Source organism: Pseudoalteromonas sp. Cn5-37 (genome assembly GCF_021532495.1).
GTDB lineage: Bacteria > Pseudomonadota > Gammaproteobacteria > Enterobacterales > Alteromonadaceae > Pseudoalteromonas > Pseudoalteromonas simplex.
In genome coordinates this window covers 468,562-490,954 of the sequence record NZ_JAKGBA010000001.1, presented here as the reverse complement: position 1 = coordinate 490,954, position 22,393 = coordinate 468,562, and the positions used below count along the sequence as shown (strand labels likewise).

15 protein-coding genes are annotated in these 22,393 nt (G+C 40.3%); 12 read left to right on the top strand and 3 right to left on the bottom strand.

Annotated elements, in window-relative coordinates; genetic code table 11:
- Window positions 1-58: 58 nt before the first annotated feature.
- Entirely contained in the window at window positions 59-301 is a 243-nt protein-coding gene (locus L1266_RS02260; protein ID WP_054551458.1) for a hypothetical protein, read from the bottom strand.
- A 236-nt stretch (window positions 302-537) separates the two neighbouring features.
- Between L1266_RS02260 and L1266_RS02255 the strand changes: the two genes are divergently transcribed.
- Window positions 538-1,086, top strand: coding sequence for a TIGR00645 family protein (locus L1266_RS02255; RefSeq protein ID WP_054551457.1), 549 nt, complete (start codon window positions 538-540; stop codon window positions 1,084-1,086).
- Window positions 1,087-1,308: 222 nt separating this feature from the next.
- Here L1266_RS02255 and L1266_RS02250 read toward each other — a convergent pair whose 3' ends face one another.
- The gene (locus L1266_RS02250; RefSeq protein WP_235376746.1) at window positions 1,309-2,934 is read right to left on the bottom strand and encodes an alpha-glucosidase family protein; all 1,626 of its coding nucleotides are present in this window, start codon (window positions 2,932-2,934) and stop codon (window positions 1,309-1,311) included.
- A 683-nt stretch (window positions 2,935-3,617) separates the two neighbouring features.
- Between L1266_RS02250 and L1266_RS02245 the strand changes: the two genes are divergently transcribed.
- From L1266_RS02245 to L1266_RS02195, 11 genes are all read left to right on the top strand, one after another.
- The gene (locus tag L1266_RS02245) at window positions 3,618-6,407 is read left to right on the top strand and encodes a TonB-dependent receptor (protein ID WP_235376745.1); all 2,790 of its coding nucleotides are present in this window, start codon (window positions 3,618-3,620) and stop codon (window positions 6,405-6,407) included.
- 105 nt (window positions 6,408-6,512) lie between these two features.
- Window positions 6,513-8,009: a tryptophan halogenase family protein gene (locus tag L1266_RS02240; protein WP_235376744.1), complete on the top strand. Its 1,497-nt coding sequence runs from the start codon at window positions 6,513-6,515 to the stop codon at window positions 8,007-8,009.
- Between the two features lie 2 nt (window positions 8,010-8,011).
- Window positions 8,012-9,862, top strand: a complete 1,851-nt coding sequence (locus L1266_RS02235; protein WP_235376742.1) for a glycoside hydrolase family 13 protein — start codon at window positions 8,012-8,014, stop codon at window positions 9,860-9,862.
- A 94-nt stretch (window positions 9,863-9,956) separates the two neighbouring features.
- A complete protein-coding gene (locus L1266_RS02230) occupies window positions 9,957-11,831 on the top strand; it encodes an alpha-amylase family glycosyl hydrolase (RefSeq protein WP_442960588.1) in 1,875 nt (624 codons plus the stop codon).
- Window positions 11,824-13,308 (top strand): MFS transporter, encoded by a 1,485-nt coding sequence (locus L1266_RS02225; protein WP_054551451.1) that lies wholly within the window; start codon window positions 11,824-11,826, stop codon window positions 13,306-13,308. Before L1266_RS02230 ends, L1266_RS02225 begins: the two co-directional genes overlap by 8 nt.
- 12 nt (window positions 13,309-13,320) lie before the next feature.
- The gene (locus L1266_RS02220; protein WP_235376739.1) at window positions 13,321-15,720 is read left to right on the top strand and encodes a glucan 1,4-alpha-glucosidase; all 2,400 of its coding nucleotides are present in this window, start codon (window positions 13,321-13,323) and stop codon (window positions 15,718-15,720) included.
- A 60-nt stretch (window positions 15,721-15,780) separates the two neighbouring features.
- Window positions 15,781-16,719, top strand: a complete 939-nt coding sequence (locus L1266_RS02215) for an alpha/beta hydrolase (RefSeq protein WP_082389171.1) — start codon at window positions 15,781-15,783, stop codon at window positions 16,717-16,719.
- A gap of 149 nt (window positions 16,720-16,868) precedes the next feature.
- Entirely contained in the window at window positions 16,869-17,762 is an 894-nt protein-coding gene (locus tag L1266_RS02210; RefSeq protein WP_054551448.1) for a sialate O-acetylesterase, read from the top strand.
- Between the two features lie 95 nt (window positions 17,763-17,857).
- The gene (locus L1266_RS02205; RefSeq protein ID WP_235373121.1) at window positions 17,858-18,295 is read left to right on the top strand and encodes a hypothetical protein; all 438 of its coding nucleotides are present in this window, start codon (window positions 17,858-17,860) and stop codon (window positions 18,293-18,295) included.
- A gap of 71 nt (window positions 18,296-18,366) precedes the next feature.
- Window positions 18,367-18,948: a DUF1287 domain-containing protein gene (locus L1266_RS02200; RefSeq protein WP_235376738.1), complete on the top strand. Its 582-nt coding sequence runs from the start codon at window positions 18,367-18,369 to the stop codon at window positions 18,946-18,948.
- Between the two features lie 101 nt (window positions 18,949-19,049).
- A complete protein-coding gene (locus L1266_RS02195; protein WP_235376737.1) occupies window positions 19,050-19,970 on the top strand; it encodes a hypothetical protein in 921 nt (306 codons plus the stop codon).
- A gap of 66 nt (window positions 19,971-20,036) precedes the next feature.
- Here the strand turns inward: L1266_RS02195 and L1266_RS02190 are convergent, their stop codons facing one another.
- The gene (locus L1266_RS02190) at window positions 20,037-22,223 is read right to left on the bottom strand and encodes an OsmC domain/YcaO domain-containing protein (protein ID WP_235376736.1); all 2,187 of its coding nucleotides are present in this window, start codon (window positions 22,221-22,223) and stop codon (window positions 20,037-20,039) included.
- Window positions 22,224-22,393: the final 170 nt, after the last annotated feature.

Genomic DNA, 22,393 nt, shown 5'->3' with positions numbered 1-22,393 from the left:
ACCGGAACGCACATCATTGTGTCATTCCGGTTTTTTCATATTCTAAGTAGACGTAAAATTAGATTTGTACGTCTTTTACTTTTTTATAGCCTTCAGCTTCAAGCTCATCGTTTACACATTTTAATACGTATGGCTTTAATTCTTCGTTGCTGATGTCATCATCTTTTGCCCAGTTTAAACACATTTCAGTGTATTCTTTGATCATTTCAGCTGATGCTTCAGGTGCTTCGTTAGCGATTGCATTCGTTGCTGACACGCTTAAAACAGGTGCCAAAATTAGTGCTAGCAATGCTTTTTTCATTTAATTATTCCTAATCAAAAAATTAATTATCACTGGCTAAATGCACAGTAATGGTGCGCAATGTGTATGTCACTTTGCTTGAGTGAATTTATAAACTAAATTTCAAAAAAAGATAACGAAATTTTTTTATCGTAAAGATAAGCAAAAAATAACCACTATTTTGCCTCTAATGCTGGTAATCGTAAGGTCAAAACACGTATTATCGCGCTAATTTTAAAAGAAAAGTGAACTAACTTATGTCTGAACAAGGGACTCATTCAAAAACAAAGAAAGTACCAACCAAACTAGAACAAGTTGTAGAGAGTTTTATTTTTCGCTCGCGTTGGTTACTAGCGCCATTCTTTATTGGCTTATTAGTCGCTGTGGTATTACTGTTGCTAAAGTTCTTTAAATATTTATACAGCATGGCTTTAAATACGTTCACTGCGTCAAACCAAGAGCTTTTGGTAGGTATTTTGACTTTAGTTGACACTGCGCTACTAGCTGGGCTTTTGCTTATTATTATTTTTAGTGGTTACGAAAACTTTGTTTCAAAATTAAATATAGAAAACCATGAAGATAGACCAGTTTGGATGGGCAAGGTTGGTTTCTCTGGCCTTAAGATGAAGTTGATTAGTGCAATTGTTGCAATCTCGGCTGTGGAGCTTTTAAAGGTCTTTATCAGCTCAAACAACCATTCAACAGATGAGTTACTCTGGAAGGTGTTAATTCATGTCACGTTTGTGGTGTCGGGGGTGTTGTTTGCTCTTACAGATTACATTAATAGTAAAACCATGAACCACTAATACCAATCCGCTTAATTAAGTAGTCTATTTTGAGGCGATAAAACCTCGTTGATAACAAGGCAAAAATTTAGTTATTTAGTTGTTCTAAATGAGGAATTTTTAACGCAGTTAGCGACAGGTTTAATCCCTCAAAATGATTAAGTATTATTGCGGGTTGGTATAATACCATGATCAGAAATAAAAAAGCCCTGCATTGCAGGGCTTGGTTTTAACAACTGATTTTTAATTCAGAGTTGCATAAAAGCAACCAAACCCGGGCAGAGTGACTGTATTATTTTTTAATTCAGCTGTGTGATGAGAAAGCTCTGTATGCAGTGAAGACACAGTATCAGAGAGTGTCAGTTCGCTACTTTGAGCACCTAAGTTGAATGCACAAAGCATTTTAGTGTCGTTGAGCGTTCTATAAAAAGCAAGTACTGGCTCTTGTGTATCGATAAATTCAATGTCGCCTTCAAGCAGTACGTTCTTATCTTTACGCCATGCCATAAATTCACGGTAGGCATTCAAAATAGAATCTTTATCTTGATCTTGCGTACTCACCGCAACTGATTTGTGCGCATCGCCTACAGGTAACCAAGGTTTTACTGTTGAGAAGCCTGCTTGCTCAGCATCTGCAGCATTCCACGGCATCGGCGTACGACAACCATCACGGCCTTTAAAGTTTGGCCAGAATGTAATGCCGTATGGGTCTTGTAAGTCTTCAAATGCGACTTCAGCTTCACCTAAACCAAGCTCTTCACCTTGGTACATACACACGCTGCCACGTAAAGACGCTAACAGGGCAGTAAGCATTTTACATTGCTGCGGATTGATAATGTTATCTTTACTCCAGCGGCTAGCAACGCGTTCTACATCATGGTTACTAAATGCCCAACATGGCCAGCCTTCGGTCATACGCTGCTCAAGAGTACTCACTGTTGTACGAATATATTCAGCGCTATAGTCGTTAGTCAGTAGCTCAAAGCTATAACCCATATGAAGTTTGTCACCACCTGATGTGTATTCAGCCATGGTTGCGAGTGAATCTTCAGATGAGATTTCTCCTAATGCAACGGTACCAGGGTACTTGTTTAGTAGGGCACGAATGTCCTGCATAAAAGTCAGGTTTTCAGGTTGTGTATTATTGTAGTAGTGATATTGGAAAGCGTACGGGTTGTCTTCGCTAAAACCACGACCTTGACGTTTTTCTGGTGGCTTAGCCGGGTTGTCACGTAATTGCGCATCGTGATAGCAAAAGTTAATTGCATCTAAGCGGAAACCATCAACGCCTTTCTTCAGCCAAAACTCAACATTGTCTAATACTGCTTTGCGTACTTCAGGGTTATGGAAGTTTAAATCAGGTTGTTCAGTCAAAAAGTTATGTAAATAATATTGACCACGACGCGGTTCCCACTGCCATGCAGGACCACCAAAAATAGATAACCAGTTATTTGGTTGTGTACCGTCAGGTTTGGCATCTGCCCACACGTACCAATCTGCTTTATCGTTGATCTTATCTTCACGGCTATCAAGGAACCATTGATGTTGATCTGAGGTATGGCTCAATACCTGATCAATAATGATCTTAATATCACGTTGGTGAGCTTGTGCAATGAGTTCATCAAAATCATCAAGGTTACCAAACAATGGGTCGATATCACGATAGTCACTGATGTCATAACCAAAGTCTTTCATTGGTGATTTAAAGAAAGGTGAAACCCAAATAGCATCAACACCTAGGCTTTTAATATAATCAATGCGATCAATGATACCTTTGATATCACCAATGCCATCGCCATTGGTGTCTTGGAAACTGCGCGGATACACTTGATAAATAACCGCACCTTTATACCACTGCTTTTGAGCCATGTTTTTCTCCATCGTGACACTCAGAGTGTGTAAACTATAAGGCAACCATTAGTCGTATATGTTGCCGGAATGTCAAAAGCATACGTGAAGGGTGTGATACTGTAAAAACTCTGCATACGTATGCACGCCAAATTCACCTCTGTCCTCAGTAAAACTTATTAACTTGATTTAAAATTGAGCAGCATAAATTTAGCGCCGTAAAATTTACCAATTAGTAAAGTAATTGTCTTATTCAAACTCAAAACGCCAGCGTGGTGCATAATATAGCTGGCTTACACCAGAATGGTGCAATGTGATTATTGGTAAGACCAATTATCATTGATCCATGTGCGTTCCTATTATTATTGCGTTAAGTCACCATTTAAGCGGGGTAAATGGCCTAGTACCTATTTCTGTAACCAAATTGGGGGCGAAAATATAGCGAAAATGTTTCATTACTATTAATTTACACAGTAAAATTGATAAATCATTTATATTCAATCGGTTATGGGGTGGACTTGTAAAGATGGTGTTAATATTTGTAATGATGAGCTACGCTGAATACGTATGCATAAATTTGTTAAGAAAATAACCAGGGCGTTAATATTTAATTCGACAACAAAATCAGTCAGCGAATAACAGCTATTATGTTCATGAATAACTGCAACACGTTGACATTACAATTTGGGTAATGGGAAAACATCATGTCTATGTTCAAACCAAGTATATTAACTCTGGCTTTAACAGCCGCAGGTTTAAATAGCTTTGTAGTGTATGCTGCAGAAGAAGACCAAAAAACAAAAAACGACAACGTTGAAGTTATCGAAGTAAAAGGTTTTCGTGGCAGTGTTGTAGAATCTATTAATACTAAACGCTTCACTCCTGAAGTTGTTGAGTCAATCTCAGCTGAAGATATCGGTAAATTACCTGATTCATCAATTGCAGAATCGATTGCACGCCTTCCTGGTTTAACAGCACAACGTCTAGACGGTCGCGCTAGTCGTGTAAGTGTTCGTGGTTTCAGTGAAAACGAAAGTGCAACAACATTCAACGGTCGTGAGCAAGTTTCAATCGGCGACAACCGTGGCGTTGAATTTGACCTTTACCCATCAGAAATTATGAGTGGCGTAACGGTATACAAAACCCCAAGCGCAGGCATTGAAGCAGAAGGTATCGCTGGTGTTATCGACATGCAAACTGTTAAACCTTTAAGCAAAGGTGAGCAAGTTATCATGTTCAATGGCCAGTACGAACAAACGGGTTTTGATAAATTAAACCCAGACGGTGACGATCAAGGTTTCCGTGGTACGTTCTCATATATTGATCAATTTGCTGATGACACAATCGGTGTTGCATTTGCATACAACACGATGAGCTCTCCAAACCAGGAAAAACGCTGGAATTCATGGGGTTACCCTGAGTTTACAGGTGAAGATGGTAATACGTACTCAATCTTAGGTGGTGCTAAGCCATTCGTACGTTCATCAACGCTTGAACGTGATACAGCCATGCTTGTTATTGAAGCTGCGCCGACTGAACGCCTAAACATGACCTTTGATGCTTTATATGTAGATTTCTCTGATGAGAAAATTTTACGTGGTATCGAAGTGCCATTTGCATGGGGCCAAGGTTCAATTGACCCAAGTTCAGCTGTTGTTGACGCAGATTCTGGTTTCATCACAAGCGCAGTAACAGAAGGCCAACGTGTTGTTGTTCGTAATGACTACGAAGAGCGTAACGCGGAGCTAACTCAGTTTGGTTTTAATGCAAAATACGACATCAGCGATGATTGGTCAGTAGAATTTGACGTAAGCCGCTCTGAAGTTGAGCGTCAAATCTGGAGTATCGAAAGCTACTCAGGTACAGGTCGTGGTGATGCAAATGGTGTTGCTGATACGATTGGTTATGAGTTTGACGGTGGTAACACAGGCGCACAATTCAGCCATAACCTTGATTACAGCGATTATGACTTAATTCAACTTGGTGGCCCATTATCTTGGGGTGCAAGTGCTGCACTTAACGATAAGTACGGTCTAACTGATACTGCTTATCAAAATACTGCGCAAGATGGTTTCATCAATGCGCCAGAAATCAATGATGAACTAAGCACATTGAAACTTGCGGCTAGCAAAGTACTTGATAACGCTTACATCAGCCGTGTGTCATTTGGTATGTCTTACCGCGACCGTGAAAAGAGCAAAGTGTCTGAAGGTTACTTCATGACATTAAAAGACTTCTCTTTATCAAACCCGGGTATGTTATCAATCCCAGAGCAATACCGTTTAGGGTCAGCTAGCCTTGATTTCATTGGCATGGGCAACATGGTTGCTTACGATACCAACGGTCTAGTGAATGATGGTTACTATAGCCTGCTTCAAGAAAGCTTAACTGATTCAAAACACAAGACACAGTCTTGGACAGTTCAAGAAGAAGTAACAGCGTTCTTTGCTCAAGCTGACATTAATGCAGAGCTGGGCTCTATCCCTGTAACAGGTAACGTTGGTGTGCGTTATGTGAAAACTGAACAGTCTTCACAAGGCTTCGCAGCTAACACTGTGGATGGTTTAGTTGTTGTATCACCAACAGATGTAAACCATGACTACAGCCACTTCTTGCCAAGCATCAACTTATCATTTGCAATTGATGAAGAGCAAACTGTACGTTTTGGTGCCGCGAAAACCATTTCTCGTGCTCGCTTAGACGAAATGAACGCGTCAGTTAACGCTACTTACAATCAACAACCAGATGAAAACGGTAACTATTGGAGTGTATCAGGTGGTAACCCTGAGCTTGAGCCAAAAGAAGCAACTGGTTTTGATTTAAGCTACGAAAACTACTTCCATGAAGAAGGTTACTTCGCTGCAGCTGTATTCTATAAAGATATCACTCAGTGGATTTTCGATGGTACTTATGAAATCGACATGAGCGGTGTAGCTGATCCGTCTACTGGTGAAATTCCTGCGACTTCAACTGGCACAGGTTCAGGTAAAGTGAACGGTGGTTCTGGTGACCTATGGGGTTATGAGCTTTCATTAACTCTACCATTCACTATGTTCAGCGAGTCACTTGATGGTTTTGGTTTAATCGCAAGCCATACAGGTGTTGAGCAAGACTTAACTGACCAAAATGGTAACGATTATGAGCTACCTGGTCTATCTGACCAAATCGATAGTTTAACAGTTTACTTTGAGCGTAACGGTTTCCAAGCGCGTACTAGCATGCGTAAGCGTAGCGACTTTAAAGGTGACGTATACGGTTTAGGTTTTGCGACTACACAAGTTGACATTAAAGGCGAAACAATTTGGGATGCTCAAGTTGGTTACGACTTTAGTGAAGGCGGTATAGAGAGCCTTGACGGTTTATCTGTTACTTTCCAAGTACAGAACATCACAGAAGAGCCGTTCACATCACTACAAGGTGATAACTCACTTCAAGTACGTGACTACCAAGACTACGGTCGTACATTCCTGTTAGGCTTCAGCTACAAGCTGTAATTAGCTAAAACAGCGATAGAAAATTGCCCTTGTGATTTGTTTTACAAGGGCTTTTTTTTATCAGTGAGCTACACTCAATGAATAGAAATTGGCGTTAGGTGTACTATGGAAACAAAAAAAATAACCAAGGTCGTGATTGCCGGTGGTGGTACTGCAGGTTGGATAACCGCTGCATTACTTAATAAAGTGCTGGGCAAAGTAATTGATATCACGCTGGTAGAGTCAGCAGAGATTGGCACTGTTGGTGTAGGCGAAGCAAGCATCCCACCTATTTTGCATCTAAATGGTGCCCTTGGCATTTCTGAAAAAGAATTTATTAAGGCTACTGGTGCCACGATTAAGCTTGGTATTGAGTTTGAAAATTGGCGCAGCCAAGGCCACAGCTATATGCATGCCTTTGGTGAGATAGGTAAAGATTTTCCGTTTTGTGAGTTTTATCATTTTTGGCTAAAAGCAAATCAAACACAAAAAGCGCCTGACTTTTGGGATTTTTCACTTAACTACCAAGCAGCAAAAGCGCATAAATTTGCTCACCTTAAGCACATTCCTAACACTCAGTTGGCGGGCTTACATTATGCCTATCATTTTGATGCCACTCGATATGGCGAATTCTTAAAGGAATTAGCGCAATCAAGGGGCGTAAAACGCATTGAAGGCAAAATTGAATCGGTTAATCAATGTCATGAAAGCGGGCATGTTCGTTCTTTGTTACTTAAAAATGGCGAGCAAATAGACAGCGACTTATTTATTGATTGCACCGGTTTACGTGCTTTATTAATAGAGCAAACACTTAATACCGGCTTTGAAGATTGGTCGCATTGGTTACCGTGTGATAGTGCGATTGCGGTGCAAAGTGAATCAGCTTCTGATGCAATTCCCTATACGCGTTCAATTGCAAGAAACTCAGGCTGGCAGTGGCAAATACCATTACAGCATCGAGTAGGCAATGGCCTAGTTTATTCTTCACGTTTCTTATCAGACGAAGCGGCAAAACAACAGCTCTTGGATAATTTACCTGCCAAACCACTGACAGAGCCGCGTGTTATTAAGTTTAAAACAGGCCGCCGTTTAAAGCAGTGGCATAAAAATGTGGTATCGGTTGGCTTATCAAGCGGTTTTTTAGAGCCATTAGAATCGACCAGTATTCATTTAATTCAAAGTGCAGCCATTCGTTTAATTAAGTTTTTTCCTCATCAAGGTATTAAACAAAGCCTTGTAGATGAATTTAATCAACAAAGTAAAACAGAATTTGAGCGAATTCGTGATTTTATTATTCTTCATTACAAGCTTACTGATCGTGATGACAGTGCGTTTTGGCGTTTTTGTAAAGGCATGGATATTCCATGTAGTCTCAGAAAGAAAATTGAGCTATTTAAAACCAGCGGCAAGCTAATTAGAGAAGACGATGAGCTCTTTGCCGAAATCGCATGGCAGCAAGTAATGATAGGGCAAGGGCTTATTGCAGAGGATCACCATCCTTTAACAGATGCGTTATCTGATGAACAGTTAAATGAGTTATTTAGCAATTTAAAAACCTTGATTAATAGCACTGTCGAGCAGTTGCCGACCCACAATCAATTCTTAGAAAAAGTACAAAATTAATTATGAAAAAAACACAAACATTTTTAGCGCTTACAACCGCATTTACACTTTTTAACTCAACAGCAAGTTTTGCAATTACTGCGTCACCAGAAAACTGGTGGGTAGGGATGCAAAACGACTCATTACAAGTCATGCTTTACGATAACAATATTGCTAACAAAGCGTGGCAAATGGTGCCTTACATAGGCGTTGAGTTTAAAGGGGTGACAACAACAAATAACCCTAACTACGCGTTTTTAGATTTAACCATCAGCGATAATGCAAAGGCGGGAACACTGACTTTTAAAGCTGAAGACGGCACCACCTTTACTTACCCGTTAAATGACCGTGATAAGCAAAGTGCCAATCGTCATGGCTTTACAAATAGAGACACGCTTTATTTAATAAACCCTGATCGCTTTGTAAATGGTGACCCAAGTAACGATAGTGTTGCAGGTATGCAGGAGGCTGCAAACCCAAGCTTTAAAGGTGGCCGACATGGCGGTGATATTCAAGGTGTTATCAATAGCCTAGATTACCTTGAGGACCTCGGTGTAACGCAACTTTGGTTAACACCGGTGCTTGAAAATGACATGCCAAGTTATTCTTATCATGGTTATGCTATTACTGATTTTTACAAAGTTGATCCGCGTATGGGCAATAATACGCTTTATAAAACCTTATCGGCAGAAGCGAAAGAGCATGGTATCGGCTTAGTGATGGACATGGTACTTAACCACTTTGGTTCATCGCATCAGTGGATGAGTGACATGCCAACGGCAGATTGGGTTAACTTTGATGGCAAGTTTGAAAACGGTAAAAATGCCACTAGTCACGCCAGACAAACAATTCAAGACCCTCATGCGAGCCAATACGACAAACGTCAATTTAATGATGGTTGGTTTGTTGAGACGATGCCTGATTTAAATCAGCGCCAGCCGTTACTATCAACGTATTTAATTCAAAATGCCATTTGGTGGATTGAATACGCCAACTTAAGCGGCATTCGTGTTGATACCTATTCATACTCTGATAAAGCATTTTTAGCCGATTGGACTAAAGCGATTATGACCGAGTATCCAAACTTTAATATTGTTGGTGAAGAGTGGACAACCAACCCAGCAATTGCATCTTATTGGCAGCGTGGCAAAGTCAATCAAGATGGTTATACCTCTGAGTTACCAAGTGTAATGGACTTTTCATTACAAGAGGCGTTGATCCAAGCACTTAACGAAGAAGAAAGCTGGAATACAGGTTGGGTTAAAGTGTATCAATCGCTGGCGAATGACTTTTTATATGCTGATACAGATAACATTTTAGTGTTTGCAGATAACCATGACATGAGCCGTGTTTACACTGAGCTGGGTCAAGACCTAGCAAAAACTAAATTAGCCATGACGCTGTTATTAACAACTCGTGGTATTCCACAAATTTATTACGGCACTGAGCTGCTGCTCGATAACACGCCAAGCAATGACCACGGTGATATTCGCATTGATTTCCCGGGTGGGTTTAAAGGTCAAAAAGCGAATGCCTTCACAGGTAAGGGGCTTTCAGCTGATCAGCAAGAGATGTTAGCTAGCATGAAAAAACTTCTTAAGCTTCGTCAAGAAAAACCAGCGTTAAGCGAAGGTCGTTTAATGCATTTTTCACCCAAGCAAGGCATTTACAGCTATGTGAGAGAGCACAATGGCCAAACTGTATTGGTTGTTCTTAACAAAAACCAACAAGCTATTGATTGGGATTTAAGCTACATGCAAGAAGTGCTGAAAGGCAATAATAAAGGACGCGATTTAATCAGCGAAGAGCGTGTTGATCTTGCTGCGCCAATCCGCTTAAAAGCTATGCAAGCACGCTTAATAGAGCTTGAATAATTGCAACTAATAGGCTGAATACGTATGCATTTACTGTCCGTATGCAGCCCTTAACATTAGTATGAACTGATATTTACAGAAAAATGAAGTAATGATGACAACATACAAACTAACTGCGTTAGTAGTGGCTTCGGTTTTAGGTTTAACTGCCTGTGGTAACGATGCGCCAGTACAGCAGAACACGCAACAGCAGCAATCAGAATCTAGCCAAGCAGCTATCTCTAAGCCTGTGGTCTACCAAGTATTCACTCGATTATTTGGTAACACTAACACCATCAATAAACCGTGGGGCACATTAGAAGAAAATGGGGTAGGTAAATTCGCTGATTTTAATGATGCTGCATTACAAGGTATTAAAGAACTAGGTACAACACATGTTTGGTACACCGGTGTACCGCGTCATGCTTTAGTAACTGACTATACCGAATACGGTTTGTCACAAGATGATCCTGATGTTGTAAAAGGCCGTGCAGGCTCGCCTTATGCAGTGAAAGATTATTACGATGTTAATCCTGATTTAGCAATTAACCCTGAGCGCCGCTTAGAAGAGTTTGTCGAGCTAATCAATCGTACTCATAAGCACGGTATGAAAGTGGTTATTGATATTGTGCCAAACCACGTAGCGCGTAACTATGAGTCGGTTGCTAAGCCTGAAGGCGTAAAGGATTTTGGTGCTGAAGATGACACGACGAAAACCTATGCTCGCGATAATAACTTTTATTATGTAACAGGGCAGTCATTTCAAGTGCCAACAAGCGATAGCTACCAAGTGTTAGGTGGTAACCCGCATCCTCTTGCTGATAATCAGTTTGCCGAAACCCCTGCAAAATGGACGGGTAATGGGGCCCGTGCCGCTAAACCTGACATTAATGATTGGTACGAAACAGTTAAAATCAATTACGGTGTGAAACCAGATGGCAGCTACGATTTCCCGACACTACCGGATGATTACGCTGATAAAGATTACCGTGCGCACTACGCATTTTGGCAAGATAAAGACCTACCAAATAGCTGGTATAAATTCCGCGATATCGCGCTTTATTGGTTAGATAAAGGTGTTGATGGTTTCCGTTATGATATGGCCGAGATGGTGCCTGTTGAGTTTTGGAGCTTTTTAAATTCATCAATCAAGATGCAAAAAAGCGATGCCTTTATTTTGGCTGAGGTATATAACCCAACGCTTTACCGCACATTTATCCAACAAGGTAAGATGGATTACCTTTACGACAAAGTCGGTTTTTACGACACGGTTAAAGCTGTGATGCAAGGCAAGCAATCAGCGGATACTATTTTCGATATCCAAAGCCAAGTGGCGGATATTGAAGAGCATATGCTGCACTTCTTAGAAAACCATGATGAGCAACGCATAGCTAGCCCAGATTTCGCTGGTAGTAGTGAAAAAGGTAAGCCAGCGATGGTGGTATCTACATTGATGTCGCGCTCGCCAACCTTACTTTATTTTGGTCAAGCTGTCGGTGAAGATGGCTCTGAGGACGGTGGCTTTGGTGACCCAACGCGTACCAGTATCTTTGATTATATGGGTGTACCTGCGCATCAAGCGTGGATGAATAATGGTAAATTCGACGGCGGTGCGCTTTCAAAGCCGCAAGCTGATCTTCGCACTTACTACACCAAGTTAATGTCGTTAAACACACTTCCTGCCATTGTTGGTGGTGACATGCAAGCGATTGAATTGACATGCTCAGAGCAAGTCATTGCATTCACGCGTAAGCTAGGTCAACAACTGGTGCTTGTCGTAAGTAATTTTTCAGAAAACCCTCAAGATGTTGAGCTAACACTTAACCAAACGTTGTTACCTAAGCTTAATCACAGTGGCTTAACGTTAATTGATAACCTAGAAAATCATGCCGACATTGCGATTTCTGAGGCAGCTACGAATGCGCCAATTCAATTACAGCTGAATGGCTTAAGCAGTGCAGTATTTACCTTAAAGGCTGACTATGAATAATAACAAACCAACGCTGAGCTTTTGGCAAATATGGAATATGTGTTTTGGATTCCTTGGTATCCAATTTGGCTTCGCATTACAAAACGGTAATGTAAGCCGTATTTTTCAAACTTTAGGTGCCAATGTTGATGATATTCCAATCCTTTGGGTTGCAGCACCATTAACAGGTCTAATTGTACAACCGATCATCGGTTACTGGAGCGATAAAACTTGGAATAAGTTAGGTCGTCGTCGTCCGTTCTTTTTCTATGGGGCTATTTTAACGACGTTATCGTTATTCATCATGCCTAACTCACCAAGCCTTTGGATTGCGGCGGGTATGTTATGGATCATGGATGCGTCAATTAACGTGACTATGGAGCCATTCCGCGCCCTTGTTAGTGATAACCTACCGAAAAAACAACGTGCAACTGGTTATGCGATGCAAAGCTTCTTCATTGGTGTTGGTGCGGTTGTTGCGTCTGCATTACCTTGGATGATGACTAACTGGTTCGATATTGCTAATACGGCACCTGCTGGGCAAATTCCAGATTCTGTAAAATTTTCGTTTTACTTTGGTGCAGTAGTTTTATTAGTTGCTGTGTTTTGGACTGTATTTACCACGAAAGAATATTCACCAGAAGAACTTGAAAGCTTTCATGAACAAGAGCAAAGCGATGACTCGAGTGATGTTCAAAGTGATGTAAACTTTAACAAAGGCGCTGCAATCTTTACGGTTCTTGGTCTAGTAGTACTTGGTATTGTAACGGGTCTATCGCTTGAAAAAGAGCTTTATTTACTCGCTGGTGGTTTGATTAGCTTTGGTGTTATTCAATTTATTGCTGGTGCTTTAAAGGCTAAAAGCGCAACCAGTGGTGGCTTTTATCAAGTTGTGAATGATGTATTCACTATGCCAGAAACGATGAAACAATTGGCTTGGGTACAATTTTTTAGCTGGTTCTCATTGTTTGCAATGTGGATTTACACCACGTCGGCAGTAACTAGCTTCCACTACGGCAGCAGTGATACAAGCTCTCTTGCCTACAATAACGGTGCGGATTGGGTTGGTGTATTATTTGCCGCTTACAATGGTTTTGCTGCCATTGCAGCACTGTGTATTCCGATTATTGTTAAAAAAGTAGGGCTAAAAATGGCCCATGCTCTCAACCTAGTGTTAGGTGCATTGGGTCTGGTCAGCTTCATTATTATCAAAGATCCAAGTTTACTGATCTGGCCAATGATTGGAGTAGGGTTTGCTTGGGCGTCAATTCTATCTTTACCATACGCAATGTTAAGTACCTCAGTACCAAGTAAAAAAATGGGTGTGTACATGGGTATCTTTAACTTCTTTATTGTTATTCCGCAGCTGTTAGCGGCAAGCGTATTAGGCCTAATTTTACGTCACTTTTTTGATAATCAACCGATTTATGCGTTAGTGCTAGGTGCAGTGTCATTCGTACTAGCAGCGGTCGCTGTGCTGCGCGTTAAGCAACAATAATAAGGACACACAATGAAAAAATTTAATCTTATTACAGCAAGCTTGTTAGCCTTAGGTTTAACTGCTTGTAGTTCAGAGCAATCAGTTAATACAGCAGTTGAGCAGGTGTCAGCGCCAGGTGCACCGGGTGTTGAGCCTTTTTGGGCATACTCTGGTAAAACGGGTATTGGTACCTCTTACGAGCAATACCAAGACGGCCACTACAGCGACGCAGCTGCTACTGGCAAAGTATCAAGAGTTTGGTTTTCAATCGCTAAAGGCATGATCACAGAAACCATGTTTGGTTTAATTCACCAAGCACAAATCAAAGATATGCAGTTTGTTGTAGTCGGTAAAGACTTTACCGTTACAGAGAGCGATGATCTCGATGTAAGCATTGATTATTTATACAAAGACGACGCTGGTCGCCCATTATCGCTTGCTTATAAAGTCGTTAGTAAAGATAAACAAGGTCGTTTCACTTTAGAAAAGCATATTTTTACAGATCCAAATGGCCAAACATTGTTTGTTCGTAGCGTATTTAATACCGACCTTGAAGGTGTGAAAGCCTACGTTAATGTGAACCCTTACATTGATAACAACGGTTTAGATGATTTTGCAAAAGTGACTGATAAGGGTCTAGTTGCGTGGCAAGATGATAACTTTTTATCTTTACAAGCCGCTCAACCATTTAAGCAAGCAAGCGTTGGCTTTACGGGTGTAAGTGATGGCTTAAAAGAGTTAAAAGCATCGCAATCACTATCAACGACTTACCAAAATACTGGTGATAAGTCGGGTAATGTAAGCTTACTTGCAGAGCTTGGTGAAGTATCAAAAAACACCACCTTTGATTTAGCGTTAAGCTTTGGTAACTCTGAAGCTGCAAGCTTAAAAGAAGGTCAAGCGAGTTTAAATCAAGGTTACCAAAAAGTGCTTGCAGCATATAACGGTGAAGGTGCTGCAATTGGTTGGCAAGACTATTTAGCAAGCCTTGAACCTTTGAGCACATTAACTAACAGCACCGCAGATAATGGTAAGTTACTTTATACCAGCGCCATGGTGTTAAAAGCACAAGAAGATAAAACGCATGCTGGTGCTTTAATTGCGTCACTGTCTAACCCTTGGGGTGAAACAGTATCAGCTAAAACAGGCTCTACCGGTTATAAAGCGGTTTGGGTACGTGATTTCTATCAAGTCGCAATGGCATTTATGGCCATGGGTGATACACGTACCGCTAAAACAGCATTTGAATATCTAGAAAAAGTACAAGTAACAGATAACACGCCAGGCAATGGTGGTGACACGGGTTGGTTTTTACAAAAGACGCACGTTGATGGTGAGCTTGAGTGGGTAGGTGTTCAGCTTGATCAAACAGCAATGCCAATTATGTTAGCGTGGAAACTACATCAAGCAGGCGTACTTAGCGAGCAAGAGCTTACAGATTGGTATGGCAAAATGTTAAAGCCAGCTGCTGATTTCTTAGTTGATGGTGGCCTTGCGAAAATTCTTTGGAACGACACGCAAATTACACCGCCAGCAACGCAACAAGAGCGTTGGGAAGAACAAAATGGTTTTTCACCATCAACAACGGCTGCGGTTGTTGCAGGCCTAGTGACAGCTGCTGATATTGCTAAAAAAGCAGGTGACACAAAAAATGCAGAGCGTTATCTAGCAACGGCTAAAACCTACAACAGTGAAATTGAAAGCACCATGTTTACGACTCAAGGTAACCTTAAGTCTGAAAACAGCGATGGTGAATATTTCATTCGCATTGGTCAAGACAAAGATCCAAACTCATCAACCACACTTAACGCCAATAATGGCCGTGAAGGCTTTGATAAAAAGCAAATCCTTGATGGTGGTTTCTTAGAGCTTGTACGTTACGGTGTTCGTGATGCACTTGCGCCAAGCATTGTAAAAACATTACCAGAATACGATGACGAAACCTTAGTCGATAATCTGCAAGTGCGTTACACCTTTAATTTTGCTGATGGCTCAGGGTCATTCCCTGGTTACCGTCGCTATGGTAACGATGGTTACGGTGAAGATGAAGTGACAGGTAACAACTATGCTGAAGGTGGCAATAACACCCCTGGTCAACGTGGTCGTGTATGGCCGTTTTTCACAGGTGAGCGTGGTCACTATGAAATCGCTGCGGCAAACGCAACCAACAGCCTAGATGCGATGAAGCAACAAGCGATTAAAGACACCTATGTAAAAGGTATGGAAGCATTTGCCAATGAAGGCATGATGTTACCTGAACAAGTTTGGGATGGCGTAGGTAACAATAAAGCAGGCTATCAGTTAGGTGAGGGCACAAACTCAGCCACACCGCTTGCTTGGACTCATGCAGAATATATCAAGTTACTCCGTTCCGTGAGTGATAAACATGTATGGGATCATTACCCAGTGGTTGAAAAAGCCCTCAAGTAATACCTTATTAATAAGCCGCAATTCATTTGCGGCTTTTTAGTTTAAATTTGAGTAGACATTATGTTTAAGAAATTAATTTGTTTAACCTTGATGCTATTTTCAGGTGTCACTTTTGCAAATGTGATAATCCCTAAGGTGTCAGAAGGGCATCTTGATGTTAAGAAAAACTTTAGTTCAAAGTATGTTGAGAGCCGTTTTTTAAATATCTGGTTACCACCAGGTTATAGCAACACACGTAAGTATGATGTTTTATATATGCATGATGGTCGAATGTTGTTTGATGCCAAAACAACATGGAATAAACAAGAATGGCAAGTTGATGAAGTTGCCGCGAAGTTAATTCAAAGCGGTAAAGTTAAGCCATTTATTGTTGTTGGCATTCCAAATGCGCTAGAAAATCGTCATAGTGAGTATTTTCCACAAAAAGTATTTGAAAGTTTAGCAAAGCAAAAACAAGCAGATTTATTTGAGTTAGAGAGGTATCCAGGGCAAAAGCTGTTTTACTCTAAGGTTTATTCAGACAACTATGCTCGCTTTGTTGTTGAAGAAGTCATTCCCTTTATTGAGGATAACTATTCAGTAAATAAAGGTTTTGAACATCGGTATATCGCAGGATCAAGCATGGGAGGGCTTATTTCTTGGTATACATTACTTCAATATCCAAATGAGTTTGCCGGCGCAATTTGTATGTCTACGCATTGGCCAGGGATTTTTACTTATGACAAACAAGTATTTACTGCTTTCAAGCAGTATATTTCTGACAATATTGGCAAACTAACAACACAAAAAGTTTACTTCGATTATGGAGATGGCACATTAGACTCCATGTATCCTGATCTTCAAAAACAAATTGATAATGTATTTATGCAACACGGTTATCCAGCTTCGTTATGGCAGAGTCAATATTTCCCAGGTGCGACGCATGCAGAAGTTGATTGGGCTAAGCGATTGCAAATCCCACTTGAGTTTATGTTCAGAGCAAACGCGCAAGCACTGTAATAATTGATTGATTAAAAGAATCGAACTGCTTCTGCTAGGCTAAATGCCTGTATTAAAGGTATTTATAGCACGAAGCTATAACTATGAAGTAAAAACTTAATTACATACCCAATATTTATTGGGCATGGCTTTTGGTAAAAGGAAAAATAATGTTAAAAAAACTAGCCTTATGTGGTTTGTTAGCAATAAGCACGCAAAGTAAAGCGGATGACTATTTGCTTTACTTTATGGGGGGGCAATCAAATATGGAAGGTTTTGGCTTTAATAAAGACTTACCTGCACAGTATAAAAAGCCAGTTGAAAATACCTTATTCTTTTTTGGTAACCCTGTTGCTGATGATGCATTAAATGGTGGCAAAGGTGTTTGGACTAATTTAATGCCTGGTTTTGGAACAGGGGCAAGATCGACAGAGCATTCAATTATTTTATCTGACAGGTTTGGTCCTGAATTGAGTTTTGGTAAACGCTTATCTGAGCTAACGGGTAAGAAAATAGCCATTATTAAATATGCGCGGGGTGGCTCATCTATTGCACTTGGGGCATCTGGCTTTGGTACGTGGGGGCAGAACTATGCTGACAACACTAAGATCAACCAATGGGATAACTTTCAAACTACCGTAAGAGCTGCGTTAGCTAACAAGGATATAGATGGTGATGGTGAAGCCGATACTTTAGTCCCAGCAGGTATCATTTGGATGCAGGGTGAGGCCGATGCCTATCATGAACAAGCATCTAAGGTTTATTTAGCTAATTTAACAAGCCTGATGAATGATATGAAGATGACTTTTGGCAGTAGAGAGTTACCAATCATTCTTGGCAGAATCGAAGACTCTGGTAAAACACCTGAAACACGCATGATGCCATATATAGAGAGAGTATGGGATGCTCAGAAAAAGTATGTTTACTCAAATGCTAACGCTCATTTAGTCGCCTTTGATGAGCCGGTCGAATTCATTGAAGATAAATGGCACTATAAAAGTAATTACTATATAAAACTAGGTAACCTTTTTGCAGAGAAAGCAGCCGAAACATTAGCTAAGTAAGTTTCTTTTAAATATCTAATTAAATAATTAAACCGCCGAATTAACCTCGGCGGTTTTTTGTTTATAATAGGGCCAAATTTAAAATGGAATTTACCATGAATAAGCAAAATTTTATTCTTGTTATACTTATTCTCATTGCTTTACCTGTGTGCTTAATTAAAGCTGAGGCAGCTGAACTTAAACCCTTCACTACAGATGGTTGCAGCTCTTTTCCTGATGGAACGATAGAACACAAAAACTTATGGTTAGCTTGCTGCACTGCCCATGATCTCGCTTATTGGCAAGGCGGTACTTTTAAGCAACGTGAGCAAGCTGATATAGATTTAAAAGCGTGTGTTGCACAAGTGGGTGAACAAGAAATTGCGGTATTGATGCTTGCCGGTGTCAGAGTGGGAGGGACACCTTTTTTACCTACCAGCTTTCGCTGGGGTTATGGCTGGCCATACCCCAAGTTTTATGGCGAACTCACTGAGCAAGAGCGCTCACAAGTTGAAAACCGTTTAGCAGAATACGCTAATACTGAACAGCATTAATACTTAATAAAGAGAATGGGCAGAGAGCAGCCTATTCGAGTTTTTATAATTATTTAAAATGGAGTTTGTAGATGATCAAAACAGCCGGGATGTTACTTTTATTATTTGCTCTTAATTCTCAAGCACAAAGCTTTCAATCTAAACTTGTTGAAGCTGCTAAAGAGCGTACTGAACACTTTGTTGTTTATAACGGAAGTTATCGAAAAATAGACTATCCCAATGGTGATGTGCCTAAGAATATAGGTGTATGTACCGACGTGGTTATTCGTACTTACAGAGCTTTAGGAATTGATTTACAAGCGCTTGTACATGAGGATATGCGCTACAACTTTAGCTTATATCCTTCAAAACGAATTTGGGGCTTAACCAAACCAGATACCAATATTGACCATCGCAGGGTACCTAACCTACAAGTGTTTTTTGAAAGACATGGTGAAAGTCATGTTACTAGTAATACAGCAGCTGATTATCAAGCAGGAGATATTGTGACTTGGGTTCTACCTAATAATAGGCCTCATATAGGTATCGTTACAGATGTACTATCGAAAGATAAATTAAGACCTCTGATTGTTCATAACATAGGCTGGGGTCCGAAAATGGAAGATATGCTATTCACTTACAAAATTACAGGGCATTACCGATATAAACCCTAACATTCACATTAGGCTTCAATTAGTTACCACTTTAGTATACATTTAAGGTATTCATGTACCTTTATTGGGTTTGGTCTGATTTTTAACTTAAAGGGATTTATATGAAAAATGTGAGTAAATGCATTGCCAGTATGTTGTTGCTACTTCCGACGACTATTTTTGCTGCTCAAGAAGTTGTGATTGAAAAGTCAGATAAATTTACCGAACTGTCAAAAGGCTTAAAGGTAAGTGTTAGAACTGGCCCTACTAAAAATGCCAAAATTTATGACTTTTCGACAAATAAAATTACCATCACTGATGAGCATGGTGCGCCTTTTCAACGTTACTATTTGCAAATTGCCACAGCAGATAAAGAATGGGCCAAGGAAATCATTACGTTTGATGATAAAACGAATGTAATTGACTTAAATGCACTACTCTTTGGTCAATTGGTAGACACTTCTGAACTAAAAAAAATAGACTCAGCGCATGCTTTTTCTTTATATAATCGTCTTGAAAATATTCTCTCGGAAGAATATGGCACATTTGAACAGGTTTACAATGGTGGCTTAGCTGACTATTTAAATTATATGTCGATAGACGCCGGTTTTGAGAATTACATAGCAAGAACTGGGGGAGCGGGCGATAAACTCACAGAGTCACTAAAAGAAATAAAGCTGCCACCTCTTGCTGAACACCAACAATTAATGAGTGAGTTTATTAAAGCTGTAAATCAAAAGGACAAAACTTGGTTGTTAGCTCAGCAAAAACCAAATTCCTCACAGCGAGACTCGGGAATTTATGCGCGCGGTTTAAACGTGCTGTTTGAGTATTTTGATAGCATAGGTAACCCTACAAAGTTTAATGTTACCAGAGAAACACAAGGTCGCTCTTATGACCTTAATTCAAATAAACACTTTATTGTTGAATTGCTTGAGCACAAAGGCCGACGAGAAAAAATAGAGATGGAGTTTATGTTTGTAGATACATATGGTGGCCGCTTTATTGCTGAATACGACATTACAGGTGTTCGTTTTCGTTAAGTAACGGTTTTAAGTAAAGCAGAAAAGCCGCAGGTTACGAAAACGTGCGGCTTTGATATTTCTTGGTTACAGCCCTGCTTTTTTAGCGCGGGCAGCGTGTAGCTTTTTGTAACTTTCGATTAAACGAAGGTGCCTGTCTAAACCCTCAAGCTTCATGCTGGTTTCTGTTAAACCATAGAACATTACATCGCCGTTAATTGAGCCAACGACTGCATCCATCGTTTCTTGACCAAACATACGGGTGAAGCTATGAATGTAATCTTCAATCTCTAGGTCATCGCTGAGTGCGACTTCTAACGTTGCATGCATTGCTTGGTAGAATAGGCCGCGTTCAACAATGGTATTATCGTTATACTGTAAGAATGCTTCAACAAGCTCCATTGCTGCTTCTAAATCACCAAGTGCTAAGTAAATAAGTAGCTTCAGCTCAAGAATCGTTAACTGACCCCATACTGTGTTTTCATCAAACTCAATACCGATTAAGGTGATGATATCTATGTAGTTATCAAGTTCACTTTGTTCTAAGCGCTCAACTAAATCAGCAAGTTGATCTTCTGATAAACGATGCAGGTTTAGGATATCTTCACGGAAGTTAAGTGCTTTATTGGTATTGTCCCAAATCAAGTCTTCCACTGGATACACTTCTGAGTAATCAGGCACTAAAATGCGGCATGCGGTACCAAGATCTGAGAATTCAGCAATGTAAGCTTCTTTACCTAAGCTTTCTAAAATACCGAATAAGCTCTCAGTTTCTTCATCATTGCTACCAGAGAAATCCCACTCTACAAAATCATAGTCGTGTTTAGCGCTGAAGAAACGCCATGAGATCACGCCAGTTGAATCAATAAAGTGCTCTACAAAGTTTTCTGGCTCCGACACAGCCATACTATTGAACGTTGGCTTAGGAACATCGTTTAAGCCTTCAAAGCTTCTGCCTTGTAATAACTCAGTTAAGCTGCGCTCTAACGCAACCTCAAAGCTTGGGTGCGCGCCAAAAGAAGCAAATACACCGCCTGTTTTAGGGTTCATAAGTGTTACGCACATCACAGGGAACTGACCACCTAGCGAGGCATCTTTTACTACAACAGGGAAACCTTGTTCTTCAAGACCATTAATACCCGCAACAATACCTGGGTATTTATTTAAAACGTCCTCTGGTACGTCTGGTAAAACTATTTCTTGCTCAATGATTTGACGTTTAACGGCACGCTCGAAAATTTCAGATAAACATTGTACTTTTGCTTCGGCAAAATTGTTACCTGCGCTCATACCATTACTTAAGAATAAGTTTTCGATTAGGTTTGAAGGGAAGTAAACAGTTTCACCGTCAGAGTGGCGTACATAAGGAATCGAACAAATGCCACGTTCTTTATTACCAGAGTTGGTATCTATTAGGTGTGAGCCACACAGCTCACCATCTGGATTATAAATTTCACGGGTATAGTCATCTAAAATGCCCTCAGGTAAAGAGTCATCGTCAGTCAGAGCAAACCACTTTTCATTTGGGTAATGAACAAACGCGCTATTAGCAATGTCTTCACCTAAGAATTGATCGTTATAGAAGAAGTTACAGTTTAAGCGCTCAATAAATTCGCCTAAAGCTGAGCATAGTGCGCTTTCTTTCGTTGCACCTTTACCATTGGTAAAACACATAGGCGAAGCTGCATCACGAATATGAAGTGACCATACATTTGGCACAATATTACGCCAAGAAGAAATTTCGATTTTCATCCCTAACTCTTCAAGGATGGCCGTCATATTTGCGATGGTTTCTTCAAGTGGTAAATCTTTACCTAAAATAAATGTGTTGCTGTCATCACCGGGTTTTGCCATCAACATTGCTTGCGCGTCGGCTTCGATGCTTTCAACAGTATCGATCTTAAATTCAGGGCCAGTTTGAATAACACGTTTAACTGTACAGCGCTCGACAGAGCGTAAAATACCTGTGCGATCTTTCTCAGAAAGGCTTTCTGGTAACTCAACCTGAATTTGGAAAATTTGGTTATAGCGGTCTTCTGGGTCAACGATATTGTTTTGCGCAACACGAATACCGTCAGTCGGGATATCACGTGAATTACAATACACTTTAATAAAGTAAGCCGCACACAATGCAGAAGATGCTAAGAAGTAATCGAATGGACTTGGTGCAGTGCCATCACCCTTATAGCGAATAGGTTGGTCTGCAATGACAGAGAAATCATCAAACTTTGCTTCAAGTCTGAGGTTGTCGAGAAAATTAACTTTAATTTCCATTAAAAAATTCCACCTTTGTGCGCGTTGTTATCTAAAGCATTGTTAGCCAGATAAGCATTTTCAACATAATAGGTGTAATTATCTGCTTTTTCGAAGTAATAGTCTTGGGTAAATCGAAAAAAAACTGATTTTAATGCAATAAGTGTCTGGTTAGGGAGGGAGTAGGCGAT